This window comes from Klebsiella sp. HMSC09D12 (assembly GCF_001808475.1).
Taxonomy (GTDB): domain Bacteria; phylum Pseudomonadota; class Gammaproteobacteria; order Enterobacterales; family Enterobacteriaceae; genus Klebsiella; species Klebsiella oxytoca.
Window position 1 is genome coordinate 55666 of record NZ_KV793503.1, and the last position, 20649, is coordinate 76314.

Here is a 20649-nt window from a genome sequence, read left to right on the forward strand (position 1 = left end):
GTGCCGGTGTTGACCTCTTTATACATATCCAGCGCGGCGTTCTGCGAATAGCGCAGGTTGTCTTCGGTATAGGTGTTATAGACGCCGCGGGCGAGGGCCGCCTCATCGCCGCCGCCGGTCCATACGCGCTGGCCTTTCTTGCCCATAATAATCGCCGTACCGGTATCCTGGCAGGTGGGCAGCACGCCTTTCGCCGCGATTTCAGAATTGCGCAGAAACTGCAGCGCCACGTATTTATCGTTGTCGCTGGCTTCAGGGTCGAGAAGGATTTGCGCGACCTGTTTCTGATGATCCACCCGCAGCATAAATGCCGCATCGTGGAAGGCCTGCTGCGCCAGCAGAGTGAGGGCCTGAGGATCGATTTTGAGGATCTCCTGACCTTCGAACTCGGTCACGGAAACGTGATCCTTGCTCAGCAGATAGTATTCAGTCTTATCTTGCGCTAACGGAAAGGCTTCCTGATAGACAAAAGGTTTAGTCGACATTGCTTTGCTCCCTAAGAGTAAAACCGCCGGAGTTGGCCCCGGCGGTTATGAATCAGAACATCATGGACATCCACGGATAGCCAATCAGCAGCAGGGCAGCCAGGAAGATGGCGCCGAAAATCGTACCAAGACGCCAGTAGTCTTTGGTCGGCAGATAGCCGCTGCCGTAGTAAATCGGGCTGGGGCCGGTACCGTAGGGGGTAATAATCCCCATCACGCCGAGCGAGGTCACCATCAGCAGCACGAAGACCTGCATGTTCATACCCGGGATGGTGGAGGCGATAGTCAGCATCGCCGGCAGCAGCGCGGTGGTGTGGGCGGTGGTACTGGCAAACAGATAGTGCAGCAGATAGAACGCCAGCAGGAGGATAACGGTAGCCACGCCCGGAGAGATGCCGCTCATTAGCGCGCCGCCTTCTTTACCCAGCCAGGCGATAAAGCCGGTGGAGGAGAGACCGTCGGCCAGCGCCACCAGGGTCGCAAACCAGGCGAAGGTATTCCATGCCGCTTTATTACTGGTGATATCGTTCCATGAGAGTACGCCGGTCCATAGCATCAGCACGATAACCAGCAGGGCGGCCAGCGCCGGTTCAATCCACTCGGCGGCGAAGATCCACATCATCAGCGCGAAGCAGACGAAGACCAGCAGCAGGATTTCATTGCGCGACAGGCGGCCAAGTTTTTCCAGCTCGCGGGCGGCCCACAGCGGCACTTCATCGTTGACTTTGACTTCTGGCGGATAGAACCAGTAGGCCAGCAGCGGCATTGCCAGAATCAGCAGGATACCCAGCGGCAGGAAAGCGATAAACCAGGTGCCCCAGGAGATATTGATGCCAACAATGCTTTTCACCAGCGCCAGAGCCAGCAGGTTCGGCGCCAGAGCTGAGAGAAACATCGAGCTGGTGATACAGGCGGCGGTGATCGCCACCCACATCAGGTAGGAGCCGATGCGGCGCGCGCTTGGGTCATTGGGTTTTGAGCCATAAAGCGGCGGCAGGTTAGCGATAATCGGGTAGATGGTCCCCCCGCTGCGCGCGGTGTTGGAGGGGGTGAACGGCGCCAGTAGCAGATCGGCGAAGGTGATGGCGTAGCCCAGCGTCAGGCTACGGCGGCCAAGATATTTCACCAGAATGAGCGCCAGACGGCGGCCAAACTGGGTCTTATCGTAGCCTGCGGCAAACATAAAGGCGCCGAAGATCAGCCACACGGTGGAGTTACCGAAACCGCTCACCGCCCATTTAAAGGAGGCGCCGGCAAGCTTAAAGCCGGGTGCGGCGAGCTGTTCAGGACTGAACAGCAGCCACTGGCTGCACAGGGCAATCACCACCACGCCGGTAATACCGATGACCGCGCCGGGCAGCGGTTCAAAGATTAGACCGACGATGACGCCGACGAAAATGGCAAAGTAGTGCCAGGCGTAAGGGGGCAGGCCCTCGGGCACCGGGATGAACAACAGCAGGACGGCAACGATAATGGGCATCACCATCATCAGTAGACGTTTATAAGCAGCCTGGGGGGCTGCACCGGCAGGCGGTATGGTTGTCTTTTTCTCTTTCATAATGAGTATCTGCAAGTAGTTAAAAATTGGGTTTTGTCACCGACCAGCCTTTCGATTTCTTTAGTTGCAAAACTTACTTTAATTATTAATCGTCGATTCTGGTTATGCCGATGACCATTATTTAACGCTTTTTGTTGGGCGCTAAATTAAAAAGATTGGTTATTTATATATTGCGCTTTCATGCGGTATTGCAATTGATTGAGATCAAAAAAAGCGGGTTGTTGAGTAAATTTTTATTATCTCTAATAACCCTGTTTAGTGAGGTGTTTATTTGTATGAAATATAGATAGATGTTAAATATAAATTGAGCGCGATAAAGTAATTAAAATTTATCTTGTTGAAATATATGTGTATTTATTGGTTTCCTGGTGGGGGCTCATGTTAACAATGGTTTCCTGATTGTTATGATTAGTCCTGTTTTTGTGAATAATTTATTTTTAATTAATAATACAAAGGAGGTATTGGTGTTATTGCTGGTATTAAATAGTTTTTTAACTAACGTAATATCTTTGGTAACTAAAAAAAGCGCTATATTATGGGCATGACTTAAGGGATTACTAAATACAAGCAAAAACAATTCCGTCGCCTGATTCTCAATTTTTAATATTTATAATCTGGAGCGTCATTATGACCAGTTATCCACGAATTTTGCGTCCTTTTACTTTACCGAACGGTACCGAGCTTAAAAACCGCCTGTTAATGGCGCCGATGACAACCTGTACCGGTTATTTTGACGGAACCGTAACCAGCGAACTGGTGGAGTACTATCGCGCTCGCGCCGGCAGTATCGGCACCATCATTGTTGAATGCTGCTTTATCGATGATTACGGCCTGGCGTTCCCGGGCGCTATCGGCATCGATAACGATGAAAAAATAGCCGGACTGGCGAAAATCGCCGCCGCTATCAAAGCGGAAGGCTCAAAAGCGATTCTGCAGATTTACCACGGCGGCCGGATGGTCGATCCGCAGCTTATCGGCGGACGCCAGCCGGTCGCGCCCAGCGCCATTGCCGCGCCGCGCGATGGCGCTGCGACGCCGCGCGCGCTGAGCGGTGATGAAGTTGAAGGCATGATCGCGAAGTTTGGCGACGGCGTGCGCCGCGCCATTCTGGCCGGGTTCGACGGCGTAGAAATTCACGGCGCGAATACCTATCTGATCCAGCAATTTTATTCGCCAAACTCTAACCAGCGCGACGACGAGTGGGGCGGCAGCCGCGACAATCGAGCGAAATTCCCGCTGGCAGTGCTGGATATCACTCATAAAATGGCCCGCCAGTACGCCGACGATGCCTTTATCATCGGCTATCGTTTCTCCCCGGAAGAGATGGAAGTCCCGGGCATCCGTTTTGATGACACCCTGTATCTGCTGGAAAAGCTGGCCGCCCGCGGCGTGGATTATCTCCACTTCTCCGTTGGCGCAACGCTGCGCCCGTCGATTGTCGATACCACCGATCCCACGCCGCTAATTGAAAAATATTGCGCCATGCGCTCTGAAACCCTGGCTCAGGTACCGGTGATGGGCGTGGGCGGGGTCGTTAACGCAGCCGATGCGGAGCAGGGGCTGGATCATGGCTATGATCTGATGGCGGTGGGGCGTGCCTGCATTGCTTACCCTGACTGGGCGGCGCGCATTGCCGCCGGCGAAGAGCTGGAATTGTTTATTGACAGCACCCAGCGTGAAGCTCTGAACATCCCGGAACCGCTGTGGCGCTTCTCGCTGGTGGAGGCAATGATCCGCGATATGAGCATGGGCGACGCCAAATTCAAACCGGGGATGTTCGTCGAAACCGTTCAGGACGACGCCAACGAGCTGGTTATCAACGTCAGCCTTGAAAACGACCGCATCGCCGATATCGAGCTGGCGGCAAGCCCGGTGCAGACCGTCGAGTTCACCACCAGCTTTGAAGAGATCCGCGAACGTATTCTCAGCGCTAATACTCCGCACGTGGATGCGATTTCTGGCGCAACCAGCCAGAGCGAAGCGGTGAAAAAAGCGGTGTCCAAAGCGATGCTGAAGTCCAGTAAAGCGCTGGCCGCCGAAGAGGGCGCGGGCGAAGCGGCGCCGAAAAGCTACGATGTGGTGGTGGTCGGCAGCGGCGGAGCCGGGCTGGCGGCGGCGATTCAGGCGCACGATGAAGGCGCGAGCGTGCTGATCGTTGAAAAAATGCCGACCATTGGCGGCAACACGATTAAAGCTTCAGCCGGGATGAACGCCGCAGAGACCCGCTTCCAGCGCGTGAAAGGTATTGAAGATAGCAAAGAGCTGTTTTACCAGGAAACGCTGAAAGGCGGTAAGAACAAAAACGACCCGCAGCTGCTGCGCCGCTTCGTGGAAAATGCGCCGGAAGCCATTGAGTGGCTGGCGCGTCGCGGCATTATGCTTAACGATATCACCACTACCGGCGGGATGAGCATCGACCGCACCCACCGTCCGCGCGACGGGTCGGCGGTCGGCGGCTACCTGATCAGCGGCCTGGTGCGTAATATCACTAAACGCGGGATCGATGTCCTGCTGGATACGTCGGTTGAAGAGATCCTGATGACCGACGATGAGGTGAGCGGCGTACGCCTGCTTAACGATGAACAAGAAACCGTTGTGGTACAGACGAAGAGCATTGTCGTGGCTACCGGCGGCTTCAGTGCCAACAGCGCGATGGTGGTGAAATACCGCCCGGATCTGGCCGGCTTCGTGACCACCAACCATAGAGGGGCGACCGGCGGCGGTATCGCGCTGCTTGAACGCATCGGGGCAGGGACGGTGGATATGGGCGAAATCCAGATTCACCCGACCGTCGAGCAGCAAACCTCGTATCTGATTTCCGAGTCGATCCGCGGCGGCGGGGCGATTCTGGTGAACCAGCAGGGCAACCGCTTCTTCAACGAAATGGAGACCCGCGATAAGGTTTCCGCCGCGATTATCGCGCTGCCGGAGCACTTCGCTTATATCATCTTTGACGAGCACGTCCGGGCGAAAAACAAAGCCGCCGACGAGTACATTGCTAAAGGTTTCGTCACCAGCGCCAGCTCGCCGCGCCAGCTGGCGGAGAAACTGGGGATGGATTACCATGCCTTCCTCGATACGCTGGAACGCTATAATGGCTTTGTTGAAAAACAGCATGACGATGATTTTGGCCGCACTACCGCGCTGCGCGCGCCGATTAATGAAGGCCCGTACCATGCGATTCGCATCGCCCCGGGGGTTCACCACACGATGGGTGGCGTGACCATCAATACGGAAACCGCGGTATTGAACGCCGGTCAACAGCCGATTGCGGGCGCTTTTGCCGCAGGTGAAGTGGTTGGCGGCATCCACGGCGGTAACCGCATCGGCGGTAACGCAGTGGCCGATATCATTATCTTCGGTACCCTCGCGGGCCATCAGGCGGCGAAACGCGCCAGAGGTTAAGCGTCAGCGACACCTGCCGGGCTGGCAAATAGACGGCCCGGCTTCTTATCTCTCAGGAGTATGATATGTCCGACAACCGCGTCTACAGCTACTCCGCCGTGCTGATGGGTTCGCCCATTCTCCTCAAGCTCTATGTTCACGATGAACCGCTCGCTTCACGCGTTTTTCAGCTGATTAAGGGCTACGAAGATCTTTTCACCGTTAACCGCGCGCACTCCCAGGTGATGGATATCAACCAGGCCGCCGGGCGGCATCCGGTGACGGTAAGCCGTCCGGTCTACGCGCTGATCAAATGCGCCAAAGCCGCCAGCATGGTGCGCGACAGCGCGTTTAATCTGGCGATTGGCCCGCTGGTGAAGCTGTGGCGCATCGGCTTTCAGGGCCGCAGCGTGCCCGCGGCACCCGATATTGCCGCCCGACTGGCGCTAACGCGTCCGCAGGATGTGATCCTCGATGATGCCGCCAGCAGCGTCTACCTTGCGCGGACGGGGATGGAGATCGATCTGGGGGCCATTGCCAAAGGCTATATCGCCGATCGGGTGCGCGACTATTTGCAGCAGCAAGGCATAAACGCCGCGCTGATTAATCTCGGCGGCAACGTCCACACGCTCGGTGAGTGGTCTATCGGGCTGAAAAAGCCGTACTCAGCGGCGGATGCGCTGATCGGCAGCATTGCGGTGGCGGGGCAGTCGGTGGTGACCTCGGGCATTTACGAACGCTATTTCGAGCAGGATGGCAAACGCTGGCACCATATACTCGATCCACGCAGCGGTTATCCGCTGGATAATGAGCTGGAAAGCGTAACCATTATTTCCGCCGACTCGCTGGACGGCGATATCTGGACGACCCTGATTTATGGCCTTGGCGTGGAGAAAGGCTGCGCGGCCCTGCGCCAGCGTGAGGATATCGAAGCGATTTTCGTTACCAAAAACCGCGACGTTATCCTCTCTTCACAGCGCCGGTTCCGCTTTCAGCTGCTGGATGACGGCTACCGGCTTAGTGACTGTACTGCTTAAGCAGATTGTATTGCTCGGCTATCAGGTGATAGCGATACACCGGACGTCCGGTGGCGCCATAATGAATGCTGGTATAGAGAATGTTAATTTGCGCCAGCCAAATCAGGTATTTACGGCACGAGACCCGAGATATGTTCACCGCCGCCGCCAGTTCGTCGGTGGAAAACTCCACGTCCGGGTGGGCATCAATCCACTGACAGAGGGTACGCAGCGTCTGGGGGGTTAAGCCTTTCGGCAATTTACGGGCATCCGCGGCATCCGGCACATTGCCGTGCAGCAGCCGGTCAACGTCCGCTTGTTCGTAATAGGGTTGACCGGTCATCAGCTTACGTTTTTCGCGCCAGGCGGTCAGGGCCTCTTCAAAACGCGGAAACTGGAAGGGTTTGATCAGATAGTCCACCACGCCGTAGCGCATAGAAGCCTGAACCGTCGCGGCGTCAGCGGCTGAGGTGATCATAATCACGTCGATGGCCCGTCCCGAGGCGCGGATAGCGGGCAGCAGATCCAGGCCGCTATCCTGCTGCATATAGACATCCAGCAGCACCAGGTCTATCTCCAGATCCTTGTCGTTAATCATCTCCCTGGCTTTACTCAACGTAGACGCAGTGCCGCTACAGCGGAAGCCGCTGACTCGTCCCACGTACAGGCGGTTCAGTTCAGCAACCATGGCATCATCGTCAACAATTAACACATTTATCACGCACTTTTCCTTTTACTGTCCCAGGGGAGGTGAACAAAAAATTGGGTAAACACACCGGGCTCGGATTCTACGGCCAGCGACCCGCCCAGTTCACGAAGCTGCTGGCTGGCGAGAAACAGCCCGACGCCGCGATTTTCGCCTTTGGTGGAGAAGCCTTTATTAAAAATATCCTCGATAAAGTCTGCCGGGATGCCGGGGCCATCATCGCTGACTTCGCCGCTCAGCCAGCCGTTCTGATAATGCAGCAGCAGGCCGACTTCGCCTTCGGCCTGGCCGCTCATAGCATCCAGCGCGTTCTCGATTAAGTTGCCCAGCACCGTGACCAGCACGGTGACCTGTTTTTCATTCGGGCAGTCCGGCACCAGGCTCTCTTCGGCAAGGGTGAGGGTAAAACCTCGCTCCTTGGCGCGCTGTATTTTGCCGATCAAAAAGCCGGCCACCACTGGCGATTTGATCCGATGCTGGATTTCGCCGATATCCGCCTGATAGGTGTGGGCGGTCTGCAGCACGTACTCTTCCAGCTTATCGTAGCTTTTCATATTCAACAGGCCGAGAATTACGTGCAGCTTGTTCATAAACTCATGTGAGGTGGTGCGCAGGGCGTCGACATAGTTCACCATCCCGTCAAGCCGCTGCAGCAGCTGGCTGACTTCGGTCTTGTCGCGGAAGGTACTAATCGCGCCGACCACCTCATCCTGACTGCGGACCGGCACCGTATTACTGATCAGCAGCAGACCATTACAGCCGAGCTCCCGATCGTAGATCGGCTCGCCGGTATGTAAAACTTCCTGCAAATCAGCCAGCAGCGGCGTTTGCGCGATATCGCGTCCAGGGCCGCTAAACAGAACGTCGCGCGCGGCGGGGTTAATCAGCGTCACCTTGCCGTCGGCATCTACCGCCACCACCCCCTCTTTTAATGAATGCAGCATCGCCTGGCGTTGCTGGAACTGCGTTGAGATCTCCTGCGGCTCGAGGCCCAGCAGAACGCGCTTCAGGCCGCGAACCAGGCTCCAGGTACCGACGGCGCAAACCAGCGCGCTGAACAGTACGGTGAGGAGCACATCCCAGCGGCTGTCGGCGATCTGCGTATCGACTTTGCTCAGCGAAATACCAATCGCCACCACGCCGATTTGCCGGCGGCTATCGTCAAAGACCGGGGTGAATACCCGCAGCGCGGGGGCCAGCACGCCGTGATTGACGGCTACATTCTCTTTGCCCTTCAGCGTAGGCAGGATGTCATCGCCGATAAAGGGTTTGCCGATAATCTGGCCATCAGGATGCGAGTAGCGAATCCCGTCCATATCGGTCACGACGGCAAACAGCAGGCCATTGCGTTTGCTGACGGCCAGAGCCAGCGGCTGAATGATTCCGCGTTCAGGCGGCAGCGTCAGACCCCGCTTAACTTCCGGGGAGTCGGCCAGCGTCCGCGCCACCGCCAGCGCGGTATCCTTGACGCCATCGCGGGTTGCGCCGCTTATCTGCATAAACCACAGGGCGTAGACCAGAATCAATACGGAACCGATGACGCTGCCAATCATTAAGGTCACGGCGGTGCTCAGCTTCATACTCATCGGGCGTTTACGCGCGGGCGCTGCCTGCTGCGCTAATTCATTCATACCGACCCCAGGATAAAACGGTTAGATAGGTATTATCGCTGAATGCATGGCTTTCATAAAGCCGTGTAATAAAAGCCAAATAACTCTGATACGCCAGCGTTGAAGATCGCGTTGGGGTTTATTCCGGATGTTTCCTGCGGGCGAAGCGTGCCGTATATTTACCTGGTTAAAAATCATTGCGCTCAACGGACCATTGCCTGAATAACGACCAGTCGATGGCTGAATGGCTTCAGGGGGGCAAAACTGTGACTCCCGTGGCGGTAAAGCGCGTCATGAAAGCTTTACACTGCAATTAATAGCCATGGTCAATGAAAGGGTTTGCCGCAGGCCAGCGCTTTCGCCCCCGAAGGTTCTTTCGGTTCTAAACGGAGGTTTTTATGAGCAGTAAGCCAACCGCTTCAATGATGGAACGACGCCACCCTGAAACTACCCATATAGAGAGTCTTGCCACCCTCGATATGCTGACGCTGCTGAATAAGGACGATCGGCAGATTGCCGAAGCGGTCGAAGCATGTTTGCCGGAGATCGCGCGCCTGATTGATAACGCCACGGCGACGCTGAGTCGGGGAGGGCGACTGGTGATTATCGGTGCCGGGGCGTCAGGTCGTGCCGCCGTGCAGACGGTAAGTGAGTTTACGCCGGAGGGGAAACATTCGCTGGTCGGACTTATCGCCGGCGGCCCTGCCGCTGCGCTGCAGGAGATGGAAACCGCGGCGAATGATTACGATCTTGGCGCCTTTGAACTACAGGCGTTACAGTTCAGCAACCAGGATATGCTGCTGGCGCTGACGGTAAGTGGCAAGACTCCGTGGGTCTGGGGGGCGATGCGCCATGCCTGGTCGCTGGGCGCGCCAATTGCGGTTCTGACGCAGCAGGCCAATAGCGAAGCCGCCCAGCTGGCGGATATTATTATCGCCCCGCAAACCGGGCCGGAAGCGGTGGCGGGCTTTGGCAATCCGAAGGCGCAAATTGCGCAGCGACAGATCCTCAATATGCTGACCACCGGGCTGGCTATTCGTAGCGGGCGAGTGTATGAAAACCTGCGCGTCGATCTGCAGGCCAGCACGCCGCGCTGGGCCGAGCGGCAGATTGCCATCGTAATGGCGGCGACGGCGTGCTCGCGCAGTGAGGCCAAAGCCGCGCTGGCCAGCTGCAACCAGCACTGCCGGACGGCAATCTTGATGCTTCTCAGCGGGCTGGATGCCTGGCAGGCGCGCGAGCTGCTGGCAGAGCATAACGACAGTCTGCGGATTGCGCTACGGGCAGCGCAGCCGGTGGCCTGAACTTAACCTGGCGGCGCGTATTTGCGCAATACGCGCCGATGAAGGCAATATCATTCCTCCGGTACGGCAATTTTATTCCTCACTAACCATCCGTTTACTCTGATTTAATTTTGCGGGTTGTAAATATACCATCCGATGCATATTTATTGCTTTGGGCAATATTTTACTTTTTTAAGTTAAAAAACCAGGTTAACAATAATTAGCTATGCGTGCGAATGTGTAAATGACATTTTAAAATAAAGTAAAAGTGCGTTAATATGCAGGCTCTTATTACACTTGTGCTATGTGATATTTCTATTATGCCTGCAATTAAAAATACGATTATATCTATGACCGCATTAGCGATGTTCGTCAGCTCGGCGACCTTCGCAAATGACGATACCTCGAAAAAAACCGATTTCCTGCTGATCGGCGGCGGCATCATGAGCGCGTCGCTGGGAACCTGGCTGCATGAGTTACAGCCGGACTGGAATCAGGTCATGGTTGAGAAGCTGGATGGCGTCGCCCTGGAGTCCTCTAACGGCTGGAACAATGCCGGTACCGGGCACTCCGCGAATATGGAGCTGAACTATACGCCGGAACGCCCGGATGGCACCATTGACGTCAGCAAAGCGCTGGATATTAACGAACAATTTATGATCTCCCGCCAGTTCTGGACGGCGCAGGTCAAGCGCGGCATTTTGCACGATCCGCACTCCTTTATTAACTCCACCCCACATATGAGTTTTGTCTGGGGCGATAACGTGGATTATCTGCAAAAGCGCTATGCCGCGCTGCAGCAAACGACCTTATTCCAGGGGATGAAATTCTCCACCGATCACCAACAAATAAAACAGTGGGCGCCGCTGGTCATGGAAGGTCGCGATCCGCAGCAGCGCGTGGCGGCGACCTGGACACCGGTGGGTACCGACGTAAACTATGGGGAAATAACCCGTCAGCTGATCGGTAGTCTGAAGAAAAATAACAACTTCACCCTGCAAACGTCTTCTGAAGTGACCGCCTTTAAACGCAATGCTGATAATTCCTGGCACGTGACAATCAAAAACGTTAATAGCGGCGAAGAGCGGGCGATCGATGCGAAATACGTATTTATCGGCGCCGGCGGCGGTGCTCTGAAATTACTGCAAAAAACCGGTATTCCGGAGGCGGATAACTACGCCGGTTTCCCTGTGGGCGGCTCCTTCCTGATGACCGAAAACCCGGCAGTAACCAACGAGCATCGTCAAAAAGTTTACGGTCAGGCTTCGGTTGGCGCGCCGCCGATGTCGGTGCCGCACCTTGATGCCCGCTTCCTCGACGGCAAGCGCGTGGTGCTGTTTGGGCCGTTTGCGACCTTCTCAACTAAGTTCCTGAAAAACGGTTCCTTCCTCGACCTGCTGAGCACCACGACTACCAGTAACGTGCTGCCGATGACTCATGTCGGTCTGGATAACTTTGACCTGGTGAAATACCTCATCAGCCAGGTGATGCTCAGCGACGATGACCGCTTTGCCGCGCTGAAAGAGTACTATCCTGGCGCGCGCAGAGAGGACTGGAAGCTGATTCAGGCTGGCCAGCGCGTGCAGATCATCAAAAAAGATGCCGAGAAGGGCGGCGTACTGAAGTTGGGTACCGAAGTGGTGGTGGATGAACAGAAAACCATCTCCGCGCTGCTGGGCGCTTCGCCGGGGGCTTCCACCGCCGCGCCGATTGCCCTGAACGTGATCAAGCAGATGTTCCCGGCGCAGTTTAATTCCCCGGAATGGCAGAGCCGCATTCGCGATATCGTACCGAGCTATGGCCAGAAGCTGAACGGCAACGTCGCGCTGACCCAGCAGGTGTGGGATGATACCGCAGCGGCGCTACAGCTCACCAAACCGCCGGTGATTGAAATGAACGTCTCCGCTCCGGTAATGACCGCCAAACCGGCAGAGCCGAAGGCGGAAACATCGCCGCAGCACGATATGGCGCTATAAGCCCACGTCGTTGACATTGCCCGGTGGCGGCTGACGCCTCACCGGGCCTACTGGCCTCTCTTCGCTGCCCCGGCGAAAACGCTAAATTGCTAAAATCTCTTCCCCCGGCGATATCCCCCTTCCGGCTAATCCTTCAATTGTGAATTGCGGTTATACTGTCTTGAAATCACAAGAGAAAATGCGAATGAAGACCGAAAAGCGGAGCCCGGGGCAATGAAAGACGATATTAATCAGGACATCACCTTCCGCAAGCTGTCGGTATTTATGATGTTTATGGCAAAGGGCAATATTGCCCGAACCGCAGAATCAATGCAGCTGAGCGGCGTCAGCGTCCACCGGGCGCTGCATACGCTGGAAGAGGGCGTTGGCTGCCCGCTGTTTATTCATAAAGGGCGCAACCTGCTGCCCCTCCCGGCGGCGTGGACGCTGCTGGAGTACTGCCAGGACGTGATCAGCCTGATGACCCGCGGACTGGAAGCTACGCGTAAAGTTGCGGGTGTCGGACAAGGGCGGCTGCGAATCGGCACGCTTTACTCTCTGACCCTTGAAACCGTACCGCGCATTATTATGGGCATGAAGCTGCGGCGGCCGGAACTGGAACTGGATCTCACCATGGGTTCCAATCAGATGCTGCTGGATATGCTGGAAGATGACGCGCTCGATGCGATCCTGATCGCCACCAACGAAGGTGAATTCAACAATTCAGCTTTTGATGTGGTCCCGCTGTTTGAGGATGATATCTTTCTTGCCGCCCCGGCGACGGAACAACTGGACACCTCAACGCCCGCCGAGCTGCGCGACTATGCGCGGCGTAAATTCGTTTCTCTGGCGGAAGGGTTTGCCACCTATGCCGGATTTCAGGACGCTTTTCAGGTGGCGGGATTTCAACCTGAAATCGTCACCCGGGTTAACGATATTTTTTCGATGATTAGCCTGGTGCAGGCGGGCGTGGGCTTTGCGCTACTGCCGGGACGAATGAAAAAGGTGTATGAAAATGACGTTCAGCTGTTGAAGCTGGCGGAGCCCTATCAGATGCGCCAGCTGATCTCCATTGTCTACTCACACCATCGCGAGCGCGACGCCGACCTGCTGGCGCTGGCGGCGGAAGGGCGGATGTACGCCCGCAGCCTTAGCCATTAAGCCGGTTTGCCAAGTGACGGGCGACGTCGATACCGCTGCGCTCCAGCGAAATGCTCTCTCCCCGCCAGCCCGCCTGGCGGGTGAGGCAGGTTAGCACGCCGCCGGGCGGCATCTCGATTGCCAGCCGCGCGTCCCGTTCATCAGCGGCGATCATCGCTTCCTGCCAGCGCACGGTTCGCGCCATATTCAGCGCCAGATCGTCGGCGATTTTTAATGGGTCCCATAAAACGCGCGCCGTGGAGCCGCTCAGATACGCACAGCACGGTCGTTGCAGCGTGACGTCAGCGAAGGCTTTTGCCAGCTTAGCCGCCGGTTCATTCAGCAGCGCGCAGTGGGAAGGGACGCTAACCGCCAGCCGCTGAGCTTTACTGGCGCCAGCCGCCAGCGCCAGCTGAGCCACGCGGGCCATCTCGTCGTCGCGTCCGGCAATGACAATCTGCGTTTCAGCGTTAAGGTTGGCAATATAGAGGTCGCTATCGGCAATCAGCTTTTCCACGCGGTTGAGCGTCAGGCCCATAATCGCGGTAAGCCCATAGCCGTGGGGATAAGCCTGCTCCATTAAATCGCCGCGCAGCGCCACCAGCCGCAGGGCGTCGGTGAAATCCAGCGCGCCGGCAATGACCGCCGCCGGGAAAGCCCCTATCGACAGGCCGCTAACCATGTCCGGCTTCACACCTTGACGCTGTAGCTCCCGCGCCCAGGCTGCGCCTGCGATCAGCAAGCACAGCTGCACTGCACGGGTATGTTTTAACGCAGCGGCGGTATCTAAATGGTCTACTTCATCGCCGAGCACGGTACGCGCCTCGGCAAGGATGTTCTGGCGGTCGGGAAGGGCGGCGAGCATATACGGCCGCTGGTTTCCCTGACCGGGAAAGGTAAAGAGAATTTTCATGCTTCCTCCCTGTTCCATGGCGTAGCGGTCAGGCGCGCGCCGCGGGACGTTTTCAGCAGGGCGCGGCCATCTCGCAGCCACTCGTTTAACGCGAATGCCCCTGCGGGCGTTTCGACCTGGGTATCCGCCCGGCAGGGCAGACGGGCGACGCGGGACTGCCAGGCGAGCAGCGCTTCGCGGTCGAGCGGCTGCGGCGCGCGGATCAGCAGATCGAGATCGCTGGCGGCGTGAAGCACGGGAATTTCGGTGGCCAGCGCATAGCCGGTACTGCCGGTAATGCCCCAGCGCCACGGCCAGTCGTGCAAGGTCAGTGATATCGCCGCCTGAACCGGCGGCTGAGAGACAAACGGCGAACGCAGAAGCAGCAGGCGATCGGCGAGCGTTTCCGGGGTAATGGTTCGGACGATATTCTCCATCCGTACCCACCCCGCAGCGCGCTGTTCGCGCTTCATGCCCCGCACGCCCACCGGAATGCGGGCGCTGACGTCAACGTCGCGTCGTACCACCACCGGCAGGCTGGTGCGCCAGTGCTGAGCGACCCAATGTTCCTCGATCGCCTCCAGCGCGGCGGCACTATTCAACCAGACTAAATCGTGAGGACGCGGCGTTGATAGCATCGTTAGATCCCTGAAGTTAAAGTGATAAACAGCGGCAGCGACAGGATACACAGAACCGAGCTTAACAGCAGCACCGCTTCCGCATCCGGCGACTGTACGCCAAAGCGGTTGCCGAAGACCACGCCGAAGAAACCGGCCGCCAGCGCAATCATCAGAATGGCGGTAATGGCGATAGAACCGTGCAGCCCCAGCAGCATCACCAGACCCCAGGCGATAAACGGCTGAACCAGCAGTTTGACGAGAGTGGAAGTGGCAATCAGCGCATTGAGCTGCAGCTTACGCGCCGACAGAATGACACCGGTCAAGAACAGCGCCGCGGCGGTCGCCGCCAGGCCCAGCGGTTTAATAGAGGCCAGCAGCAGATCCGGCATTTTGAGACCGATCGCCGAAAGGACAACCCCCAGCAGAGGCCCCCAGACTATCGGTTTTTTCACTGAACGCCACATCAGTACCGGCAGCATCGCCAGCGTCGAACCGCTGTTCTCGCCGGCGGCAAGCGCTTTTTCACGCTCCAGAATCAGCAGACAGAACGGCGTCATCAGTACCGAGCCGCAAGCGATGGAAACGGCGACGGAGAGGGATGTTGATGCGCCTTCGCCGAGCACGCTGCCCAGAATCGGCAGACCAAGGGCGGCGTAGTTAGGCAGCGCTACGGTCAGGGTCAACACGGCGGCATCCTGCGGCGAGCGCTTGAATACGCGGGTAGCGAGGAAGTAGATGGCCGCATAGGTAATCCACATGGCTCCGGTCAGTACCAGTACCAGCGGCGATTGCGCGACGATACCGTTCCATGGGGTTTGCACCGTGGCGCTAAACAGCGTCGCGGGGAGGGCAAAATCCATCACGAAAATATTGAGTAAAGAGACGTTTTTGTTATCGACCATTTTGGCCTTGCCGGCCCAGAAGCCCAGCAGCATGATGACAAAAATCGGCGCGAGGGCATGAATAATCACATAAGTCATATATCACCTGTAAATGAAAAAGAGTACTGGCGCGATTGTTATAATTTCTAAAAGCGGTTCCTTCCCGGAGCGCTCGATGGCGCCCCGGGTGGCCGCTTCCGGCAGGTTTTCTTCTACTTAGGGACTGACTACCAGCTGGCGCGCATGCGATCGCGTACTAGTTGGGAACTACGGCGGTTCTCCGCGCCAAGGCGGCACTTCAGTGAGGCATCCCGGCGGGCGTCAGCGATGGCGTCGCGCAGGGTATCGGTGACCAGCGTCAGATCGCGGGCGTCCGGTGCGTCAGGATTACTGATATCCAGCAGAGCGGAGAGCAGGCCGAGCGTCGCGTAGTTGCTGACGTCATAGGCCATAGGCGGAATGGTTGCCGCCAGTTTCTCCAGCGCTTCAACGGTACGCAGGGTGATCCGCGCGGCCGACTCTTTACCCATCGCATGCACCAGTACCCCGGCGTCGTTAAACGCGATCAGTCGATTAGCCTGGTAGCCGTGGGCGAGAAACGCCCCGGACATCGCTTTGCCGACGATCAGGCCAATCACCGGATGCCCGGCAAGACGCGCCTTCGCGTATGCGCCTGCGGCGCCAGCCAGCGCCTGATGAATACCAAATGCTTCTTCGCGACGGCCATAGGCCTGGCTGGGGACATCGATAACCGCGATAATCGGGCGCTTCACCGTTTTATCGGCATCGGCGTCGAGGGTTTCGTTGACCACTTTTGCCAGCGTCCAGCCTTCGAGCAGGCCAACTTCACCCTGAGCGGCGCGTGGGTAATGGTTATTAGCATCCGGTACCACGGCGATAAAACGGGCGCTTTCACCGTTAAAATCGGCGTCGGCAACCTGCACCGATGGGCACAGACCGGTCATTAGCGGGGCATTCGGCGCCAGCTGATTTAGCCACAGCGCGGCGCGATTAGTGAACTGGCTCATTATTTCACCTCCCGGGCGAATAGCTGTTTGATCTGCGCGGTGTCCGCCTGCTGGCGGGTATCGAATCGGGTCAAACGGGTCAGGAAATCTTCATATGTGTCGCTGCGATGCTGCGCGGGCACGCCTTTGGCGATCGCCTCGTTCATCGCGCTTTTCACCGCGTTGATACCATCGCCTACCAGGGCATCGACCAGGCCGCTGGCGTAGCGAATTTCGCCGCCGGTCATGCTCCAGATAAACGGACGGTCGCGGGAGTCATACTCTTCAATCCCCGCTTCCTGCTCGATAACCTGCGGCCCGTTGAGGCCCAGACGCGCTTCACGGGTGACAATCAGGTAGCTACACAGCGCCGCGGCGATGGACATTCCGCCGAAGCAGCCGACGGTGCCGGCAACGATGCCGACCACCGGGGTATAGCGGCGCAGGTCGACTATTGCGGCATGAATATCGGCGATGGCAGCAAGGCCCAGGTTGGCTTCCTGCAGGCGCACGCCGCCGGTTTCCAGACACAGCACGGCCTGAGTGGGAATACCGTTGCGGTTATCTTCCGCCGCCAGCTCAAGGGCGGCGGCCATTTTCGCGCCGGAGACCTCACCCATGCTGCCGCCCTGGAAGGTACCTTCAATGGCAATCACCACCGCCGGCTGGCCATTGATGGTCCCTTTTGCAACAACCATACCGTCGTCGGATTGCGGGACGATGCCCTGCGCGCCGAGCCACGGCGACATGATGCCGTCGAAAGGATCCAGCAGTTCGCGATAGCTGCCGTCATCCAGCAGGGTGCGGGCGCGTTCACGAGCGCGGAGTTCAATAAAGCTGCGATCGTTACGCATGAGCCACCTCCTCAAAAACCTGTTCAATACGGATCCGCGCGACGCCGGGCGTGGCGCCGAAGTCGTGGATGATCAGCTGTCCGCCGGGCAGGCCGTTAATCAGGCTCAGCCGTTCGAATAGCGCGTTCCAGCGCGCCTGGCTGTTGTCCACGGAGGTGGTGATTTCTACGTTAAGCGTATCGCTCTGTCCGGCGGTATAGAGCACTTCCATATCGCCGGAGCCTACAACGCCTGCCAGCGCTTTGCCGCTGAAGGCGCGGTTGGCAGGGAATGACAATTTAATCTGTTCCATAACATCCTCTGAATGCGTTAAGCGGAAACCCGGTCGAGAAACAGGGTGGCGGCAAGAAGATCCGCCGCGCCACCCGGCGAGGCGTTCTGCGCCAGCATCTGCGCATCAAGACGCGCCAGCGCGGCGCGTCCCCTGGCTGTCGCACATCCTCCCGCTGCCAGCACCTCGCCAGCGCCTTGCCGCATCGCTTCAAGGCCCGCCATTCCGGCGCGGGAGAGCACGCAGGTATCGCTAAGCGAAGTCATAATCGCCATCAGCGCATCAAGCCGGGCCTGCTCTTCACTGGCTCCCTCGGCCCGGCTGCGCAATAGCTGCGGCAGGGCAAGGGTAGTGACGTGCGGAAAAGCGCGCTGCGCTTCTTCCCGCGCGCCCGGAACCTGCCAGCGGCGGCTGGCGCGCAGGCCTTTACTGAAAGTTTTCGGCGCGCAGGCATCCGGCAGACGGGCGAGGGCGGCGGCGGTTTCCGCAATCCTCTGTGCATGACCCTCTCCTCCCAGCATCGCCGTCGCGCTGACCAGCAGGCCCAGCGCCCAGATAGCGCCGCGATGGGTATTGACCCCGGCAGTCGCCTGCATCATCTGCGCTTCGCCTTCGCGGCCCAGCCGGCCAACGGTTTCACGCAGGGCAACGTCCGCCGGCCGCAGCCAGCTCTGCTGGGCCAGCGCATGAAACGTTGGCTGCAGGCTGCGGGCTGAACGCTCCATCAGCGCCAGGCTCAGATCCTGATGCGCGCCGTTGCCGCGGCTATCGACCAGGCCCGGTTTAGGGCTGAGTCGCGCCTCGTCAACGAGGCAGGCGCTGGCGGTATGGGCCAGCCAGCGGGCCCGGGTTTCAGCAAACTGGGGAGAGAGTTTTTTCATTACCAGCTCCGGAATTTTGCCGGTGGGTTGTACAGACCGTCGGACCACTCAACCAGATCGGCCACGCTACCGGCGGCAAGCAGGGAGCGGGTGGCATCGCTGCGGCGGATACCGATATCCTCCGGATACATGACTTTGCCGCTTTGGCGCAGTGCGGCCACGCGTTTGGCATCAACGCCGAGACCGATATCGGTGATCCCGGCCACGGCGGCTACCATAGCCCGGCGCTCTTCAAGGCTTTCCGCCCGATAGAGATAGGCGATGCCTTCTTCGGTCAGTACATGGGTAACGTCATCGCCGTAAATCATTACCGGCGCCAGCGGCATCCCGGAGGTTTTGGCGACTTCAACGGCGTCAAGTTTTTCCACGAAGGTCGGTTTCACGCCCGCCTGGAACGTTTCCACCATCTGTACCACCAGCTTTTTACCGCGCTGCATCGGGTCCGGTTCGGTAATCATGTTGAGCCATGCTGGCGTGGCGTGGCGGCGACCGTGCGGATCATGGCCCATATTCGGCGCGCCGCCGAAGCCGGAGAGGCGGCCGCGGGTCACCGTGGAGGAGTTAGCGTAGCCGTCAACCTGAAGGGTCGAACCGATAAACATATCTACCGCATACTGTCCCGCAAGCTGGCAGAAGGCGCGGTTGGAGCGCATGGAGCCGTCGGCGCCGGTAAAGAAGATATCCGGACGCGCGCGAATGTACTCTTCCATCCCCAGCTCGCCGCCGAAGCAGTGGACGCTCTCTACCCAGCCGCTTTCAATCGCCGGAATCAGCGTCGGGTGCGGATTCAGCGTCCAGTGTTTACAGATCTTACCCTTCAGACCGAGCTGTTCGCCGTAGGTTGGTAGCAGCAGTTCGATGGCGGCGGTGTTAAAGCCGATCCCGTGGTTCAGGGATTGCACCTGATGCTCGGCGTAGATGCCTTTAATCGCCATCATCGCCATCAGGATATGTTCCTGTTTAATCAGGCGCGGATCGCGGGTAAACAGCGGCTCGATAAAGAACGGTTTATCCGCGACGACTACGTAGTCAATCCACGAACCGGGGATATCCACGCGCGGCAGATCGCATTCGTCATCCACCAGTTCGTTAACCTGGGCAATAACGATGCCGTCATGAAACGCGGCGGCTTCTACCAGCGCCGGAGTGTCTTCGGTGCTCGGCCCGGTGTACAGGTTGCCCTTGCGGTCGGCTTTATAACCGGCGATCAGCGCGACGTTCGGCGACAGGTCTACATAAAGACGGGAATAAAGCTCGATATAGGTGTGGATAGCGCCGATTTCCAGCAGGCCATCTTCCAGCAGCTGCGAAATACGCAGGCTCTGAGTACCGGAGAAGGAGAAATCGAGCTTGCGGGCGATACCTTTTTCGAAGAGGTCCAGGTGCTCGCTGCGCCCGACGCTCGGCATAATCATATGCAGGTCGTGAATTTTTTGCGGGTTAACTTCCGCCAGCATCCGCGAGAGGAAATCAGCCTGTTTCTGGTTGTTACCTTCCAGCACCACGCGGTCGCCGGGGGCCAGCAGCTGCTCAAGGACCGCAACCAGCTGGTCGGTGGGGATCACTTTGCCTGAGACTCTGGCCTCGGCCAGTCGCCGCTGTTTTTCCGTACGGCGACGGTTCCAGACGCGTCCCGTCGTTTGTTCGGCACTCATTATTAACCTCCTGATTCGACGAATCGTTTTGATTGTCCTGGTGTGGGAATAAGTGTGCGTCGCGACGTGGCGGGCATCAATTAAGGCCGATGGAGAATCGTTAGCGTAAGAGTAATGATTGGTGGAGCAGCGATGTGATGGCGATCAATAATGATAGTGAATGATTGGTCTACGAGGAGGCGACGTAGAGATAAAAGTGAAGAGTGGGGGAATTTTCCGGTGGCGCAGCTTCTCCCCGGCTCGCACTGCGTTTAGCCGGGCTACGGGTTCACAGCCGCTTGTAGGCCAGTAGCCCGACAGATGCGCCTGCATCGCCTCCGGGAAGTTTTGCCACTCCGCAGTCAGTCCCCCCGGGGCGGCGCAAAGCGCCTGCCCGGGCTACGGGTTCACAGCCGTCTGCGGGCCGGTAGCCCGGACAGATGCGCAGCATCGCCTCCGGGAATAGCGCGTG

17 protein-coding genes are annotated in these 20649 nt (G+C 57.9%); 5 read left to right on the top strand and 12 right to left on the bottom strand.

The genetic code is table 11. From position 1 onward, the window contains the following. Positions 1-485, bottom strand: a 485-nt coding sequence (locus HMPREF3178_RS31895; RefSeq protein WP_228705148.1) for a fumarate hydratase, incomplete at its 3' end; no start/stop codon positions are given. A 52-nt stretch (positions 486-537) separates the two neighbouring features. Beyond that, the gene (locus HMPREF3178_RS22745) at positions 538-2043 is read right to left on the bottom strand and encodes an anion permease (RefSeq protein ID WP_017145769.1); all 1506 of its coding nucleotides are present in this window, start codon (positions 2041-2043) and stop codon (positions 538-540) included. Between the two features lie 627 nt (positions 2044-2670). On the opposite strand from HMPREF3178_RS22745, the gene HMPREF3178_RS22750 reads away from it, so the two are divergent. After that, positions 2671-5448, top strand: coding sequence for a flavocytochrome c (locus HMPREF3178_RS22750; protein ID WP_004113380.1), 2778 nt, complete (start codon positions 2671-2673; stop codon positions 5446-5448). Positions 5449-5513: 65 nt separating this feature from the next. After that, a complete protein-coding gene (locus tag HMPREF3178_RS22755) occupies positions 5514-6464 on the top strand; it encodes an FAD:protein FMN transferase (protein WP_004102540.1) in 951 nt (316 codons plus the stop codon). Here HMPREF3178_RS22755 and dcuR read toward each other — a convergent pair. Together dcuR and HMPREF3178_RS22765 are read right to left on the bottom strand one after the other, a co-directional pair. Beyond that, complete coding sequence (gene dcuR, locus HMPREF3178_RS22760) at positions 6445-7164, bottom strand: two-component system response regulator DcuR (protein ID WP_016807965.1); 720 nt, start codon at positions 7162-7164, stop codon at positions 6445-6447. The two genes, HMPREF3178_RS22755 and dcuR, sit on opposite strands and share 20 nt — an antisense overlap. Beyond that, the gene (locus HMPREF3178_RS22765) at positions 7161-8780 is read right to left on the bottom strand and encodes a sensor histidine kinase (RefSeq protein ID WP_016807964.1); all 1620 of its coding nucleotides are present in this window, start codon (positions 8778-8780) and stop codon (positions 7161-7163) included. The genes dcuR and HMPREF3178_RS22765 overlap by 4 nt, the downstream gene beginning before the upstream one ends. A 377-nt stretch (positions 8781-9157) precedes the next feature. On the opposite strand from HMPREF3178_RS22765, the gene HMPREF3178_RS22770 reads away from it, so the two are divergent. The 3 genes from HMPREF3178_RS22770 (at position 9158) to HMPREF3178_RS22780 (ending at position 13158) form a co-directional block, all read left to right on the top strand. After that, a complete protein-coding gene (locus HMPREF3178_RS22770; protein ID WP_004113377.1) occupies positions 9158-10063 on the top strand; it encodes an N-acetylmuramic acid 6-phosphate etherase in 906 nt (301 codons plus the stop codon). A gap of 299 nt (positions 10064-10362) precedes the next feature. Continuing rightward, positions 10363-12018, top strand: a complete 1656-nt coding sequence (gene mqo / locus HMPREF3178_RS22775; protein WP_016807963.1) for a malate dehydrogenase (quinone) — start codon at positions 10363-10365, stop codon at positions 12016-12018. A 213-nt stretch (positions 12019-12231) separates the two neighbouring features. Then, positions 12232-13158: a LysR family transcriptional regulator gene (locus HMPREF3178_RS22780; RefSeq protein ID WP_004102531.1), complete on the top strand. Its 927-nt coding sequence runs from the start codon at positions 12232-12234 to the stop codon at positions 13156-13158. On the opposite strand, the gene mdcH is transcribed toward HMPREF3178_RS22780, so the two are convergent. From mdcH to mdcA, 8 genes are all read right to left on the bottom strand, one after another. Further along, positions 13148-14050 carry a malonate decarboxylase subunit epsilon gene (mdcH, locus tag HMPREF3178_RS22785; RefSeq protein WP_017145770.1) on the bottom strand — a complete coding sequence of 301 codons (903 nt, stop codon included), beginning with the start codon at positions 14048-14050 and terminating at the stop codon, positions 13148-13150. The two genes, HMPREF3178_RS22780 and mdcH, sit on opposite strands and share 11 nt — an antisense overlap. Then, complete coding sequence (locus tag HMPREF3178_RS22790; RefSeq protein ID WP_017145771.1) at positions 14047-14667, bottom strand: malonate decarboxylase holo-ACP synthase; 621 nt, start codon at positions 14665-14667, stop codon at positions 14047-14049. Before HMPREF3178_RS22790 ends, mdcH begins: the two co-directional genes overlap by 4 nt. Positions 14668-14669: 2 nt before the next feature. Next, positions 14670-15629: an AEC family transporter gene (locus HMPREF3178_RS22795; protein WP_004113372.1), complete on the bottom strand. Its 960-nt coding sequence runs from the start codon at positions 15627-15629 to the stop codon at positions 14670-14672. Between the two features lie 128 nt (positions 15630-15757). After that, positions 15758-16558 carry a biotin-independent malonate decarboxylase subunit gamma gene (gene mdcE, locus HMPREF3178_RS22800; protein ID WP_004102523.1) on the bottom strand — a complete coding sequence of 267 codons (801 nt, stop codon included), beginning with the start codon at positions 16556-16558 and terminating at the stop codon, positions 15758-15760. Further along, positions 16558-17391: a biotin-independent malonate decarboxylase subunit beta gene (locus tag HMPREF3178_RS22805; protein WP_017145772.1), complete on the bottom strand. Its 834-nt coding sequence runs from the start codon at positions 17389-17391 to the stop codon at positions 16558-16560. Before HMPREF3178_RS22805 ends, mdcE begins: the two co-directional genes overlap by 1 nt. Beyond that, on the bottom strand, positions 17384-17683 hold the full coding sequence (mdcC, locus tag HMPREF3178_RS22810) for a malonate decarboxylase acyl carrier protein (protein WP_017145773.1): 300 nt from the start codon (positions 17681-17683) through the stop codon (positions 17384-17386). The genes HMPREF3178_RS22805 and mdcC overlap by 8 nt, the downstream gene beginning before the upstream one ends. A gap of 17 nt (positions 17684-17700) precedes the next feature. After that, complete coding sequence (locus tag HMPREF3178_RS22815; protein WP_016807961.1) at positions 17701-18543, bottom strand: triphosphoribosyl-dephospho-CoA synthase; 843 nt, start codon at positions 18541-18543, stop codon at positions 17701-17703. Continuing rightward, positions 18543-20198 carry a malonate decarboxylase subunit alpha gene (gene mdcA, locus HMPREF3178_RS22820; protein WP_017145774.1) on the bottom strand — a complete coding sequence of 552 codons (1656 nt, stop codon included), beginning with the start codon at positions 20196-20198 and terminating at the stop codon, positions 18543-18545. Before mdcA ends, HMPREF3178_RS22815 begins: the two co-directional genes overlap by 1 nt. Positions 20199-20649: the final 451 nt, after the last annotated feature.

What these genes read in the sequence shown, in the direction of transcription:
- HMPREF3178_RS22765 (WP_016807964.1), bottom strand. Translation starts at nt 8,780, where the DNA reads ATGAATGAATTAGCGCAGCAGGCAGCGCCCGCGCGTAAACGCCCGATG.
- HMPREF3178_RS22790 (WP_017145771.1), bottom strand. Translation starts at nt 14,667, where the DNA reads ATGCTATCAACGCCGCGTCCTCACGATTTAGTCTGGTTGAATAGTGCC.
- HMPREF3178_RS22770 (WP_004113377.1), top strand. Translation starts at nt 9,158, where the DNA reads ATGAGCAGTAAGCCAACCGCTTCAATGATGGAACGACGCCACCCTGAA.
- HMPREF3178_RS22795 (WP_004113372.1), bottom strand. Translation starts at nt 15,629, where the DNA reads ATGACTTATGTGATTATTCATGCCCTCGCGCCGATTTTTGTCATCATG.
- mqo (WP_016807963.1), top strand. Translation starts at nt 10,363, where the DNA reads ATGCCTGCAATTAAAAATACGATTATATCTATGACCGCATTAGCGATG.
- mdcH (WP_017145770.1), bottom strand. Translation starts at nt 14,050, where the DNA reads ATGAAAATTCTCTTTACCTTTCCCGGTCAGGGAAACCAGCGGCCGTAT.
- HMPREF3178_RS22805 (WP_017145772.1), bottom strand. Translation starts at nt 17,391, where the DNA reads ATGCGTAACGATCGCAGCTTTATTGAACTCCGCGCTCGTGAACGCGCC.
- HMPREF3178_RS22815 (WP_016807961.1), bottom strand. Translation starts at nt 18,543, where the DNA reads ATGAAAAAACTCTCTCCCCAGTTTGCTGAAACCCGGGCCCGCTGGCTG.
- HMPREF3178_RS22750 (WP_004113380.1), top strand. Translation starts at nt 2,671, where the DNA reads ATGACCAGTTATCCACGAATTTTGCGTCCTTTTACTTTACCGAACGGT.
- HMPREF3178_RS22745 (WP_017145769.1), bottom strand. Translation starts at nt 2,043, where the DNA reads ATGAAAGAGAAAAAGACAACCATACCGCCTGCCGGTGCAGCCCCCCAG.
- mdcA (WP_017145774.1), bottom strand. Translation starts at nt 20,198, where the DNA reads ATGAGTGCCGAACAAACGACGGGACGCGTCTGGAACCGTCGCCGTACG.
- mdcE (WP_004102523.1), bottom strand. Translation starts at nt 16,558, where the DNA reads ATGAGCCAGTTCACTAATCGCGCCGCGCTGTGGCTAAATCAGCTGGCG.
- HMPREF3178_RS22755 (WP_004102540.1), top strand. Translation starts at nt 5,514, where the DNA reads ATGTCCGACAACCGCGTCTACAGCTACTCCGCCGTGCTGATGGGTTCG.
- mdcC (WP_017145773.1), bottom strand. Translation starts at nt 17,683, where the DNA reads ATGGAACAGATTAAATTGTCATTCCCTGCCAACCGCGCCTTCAGCGGC.
- HMPREF3178_RS22780 (WP_004102531.1), top strand. Translation starts at nt 12,232, where the DNA reads ATGAAAGACGATATTAATCAGGACATCACCTTCCGCAAGCTGTCGGTA.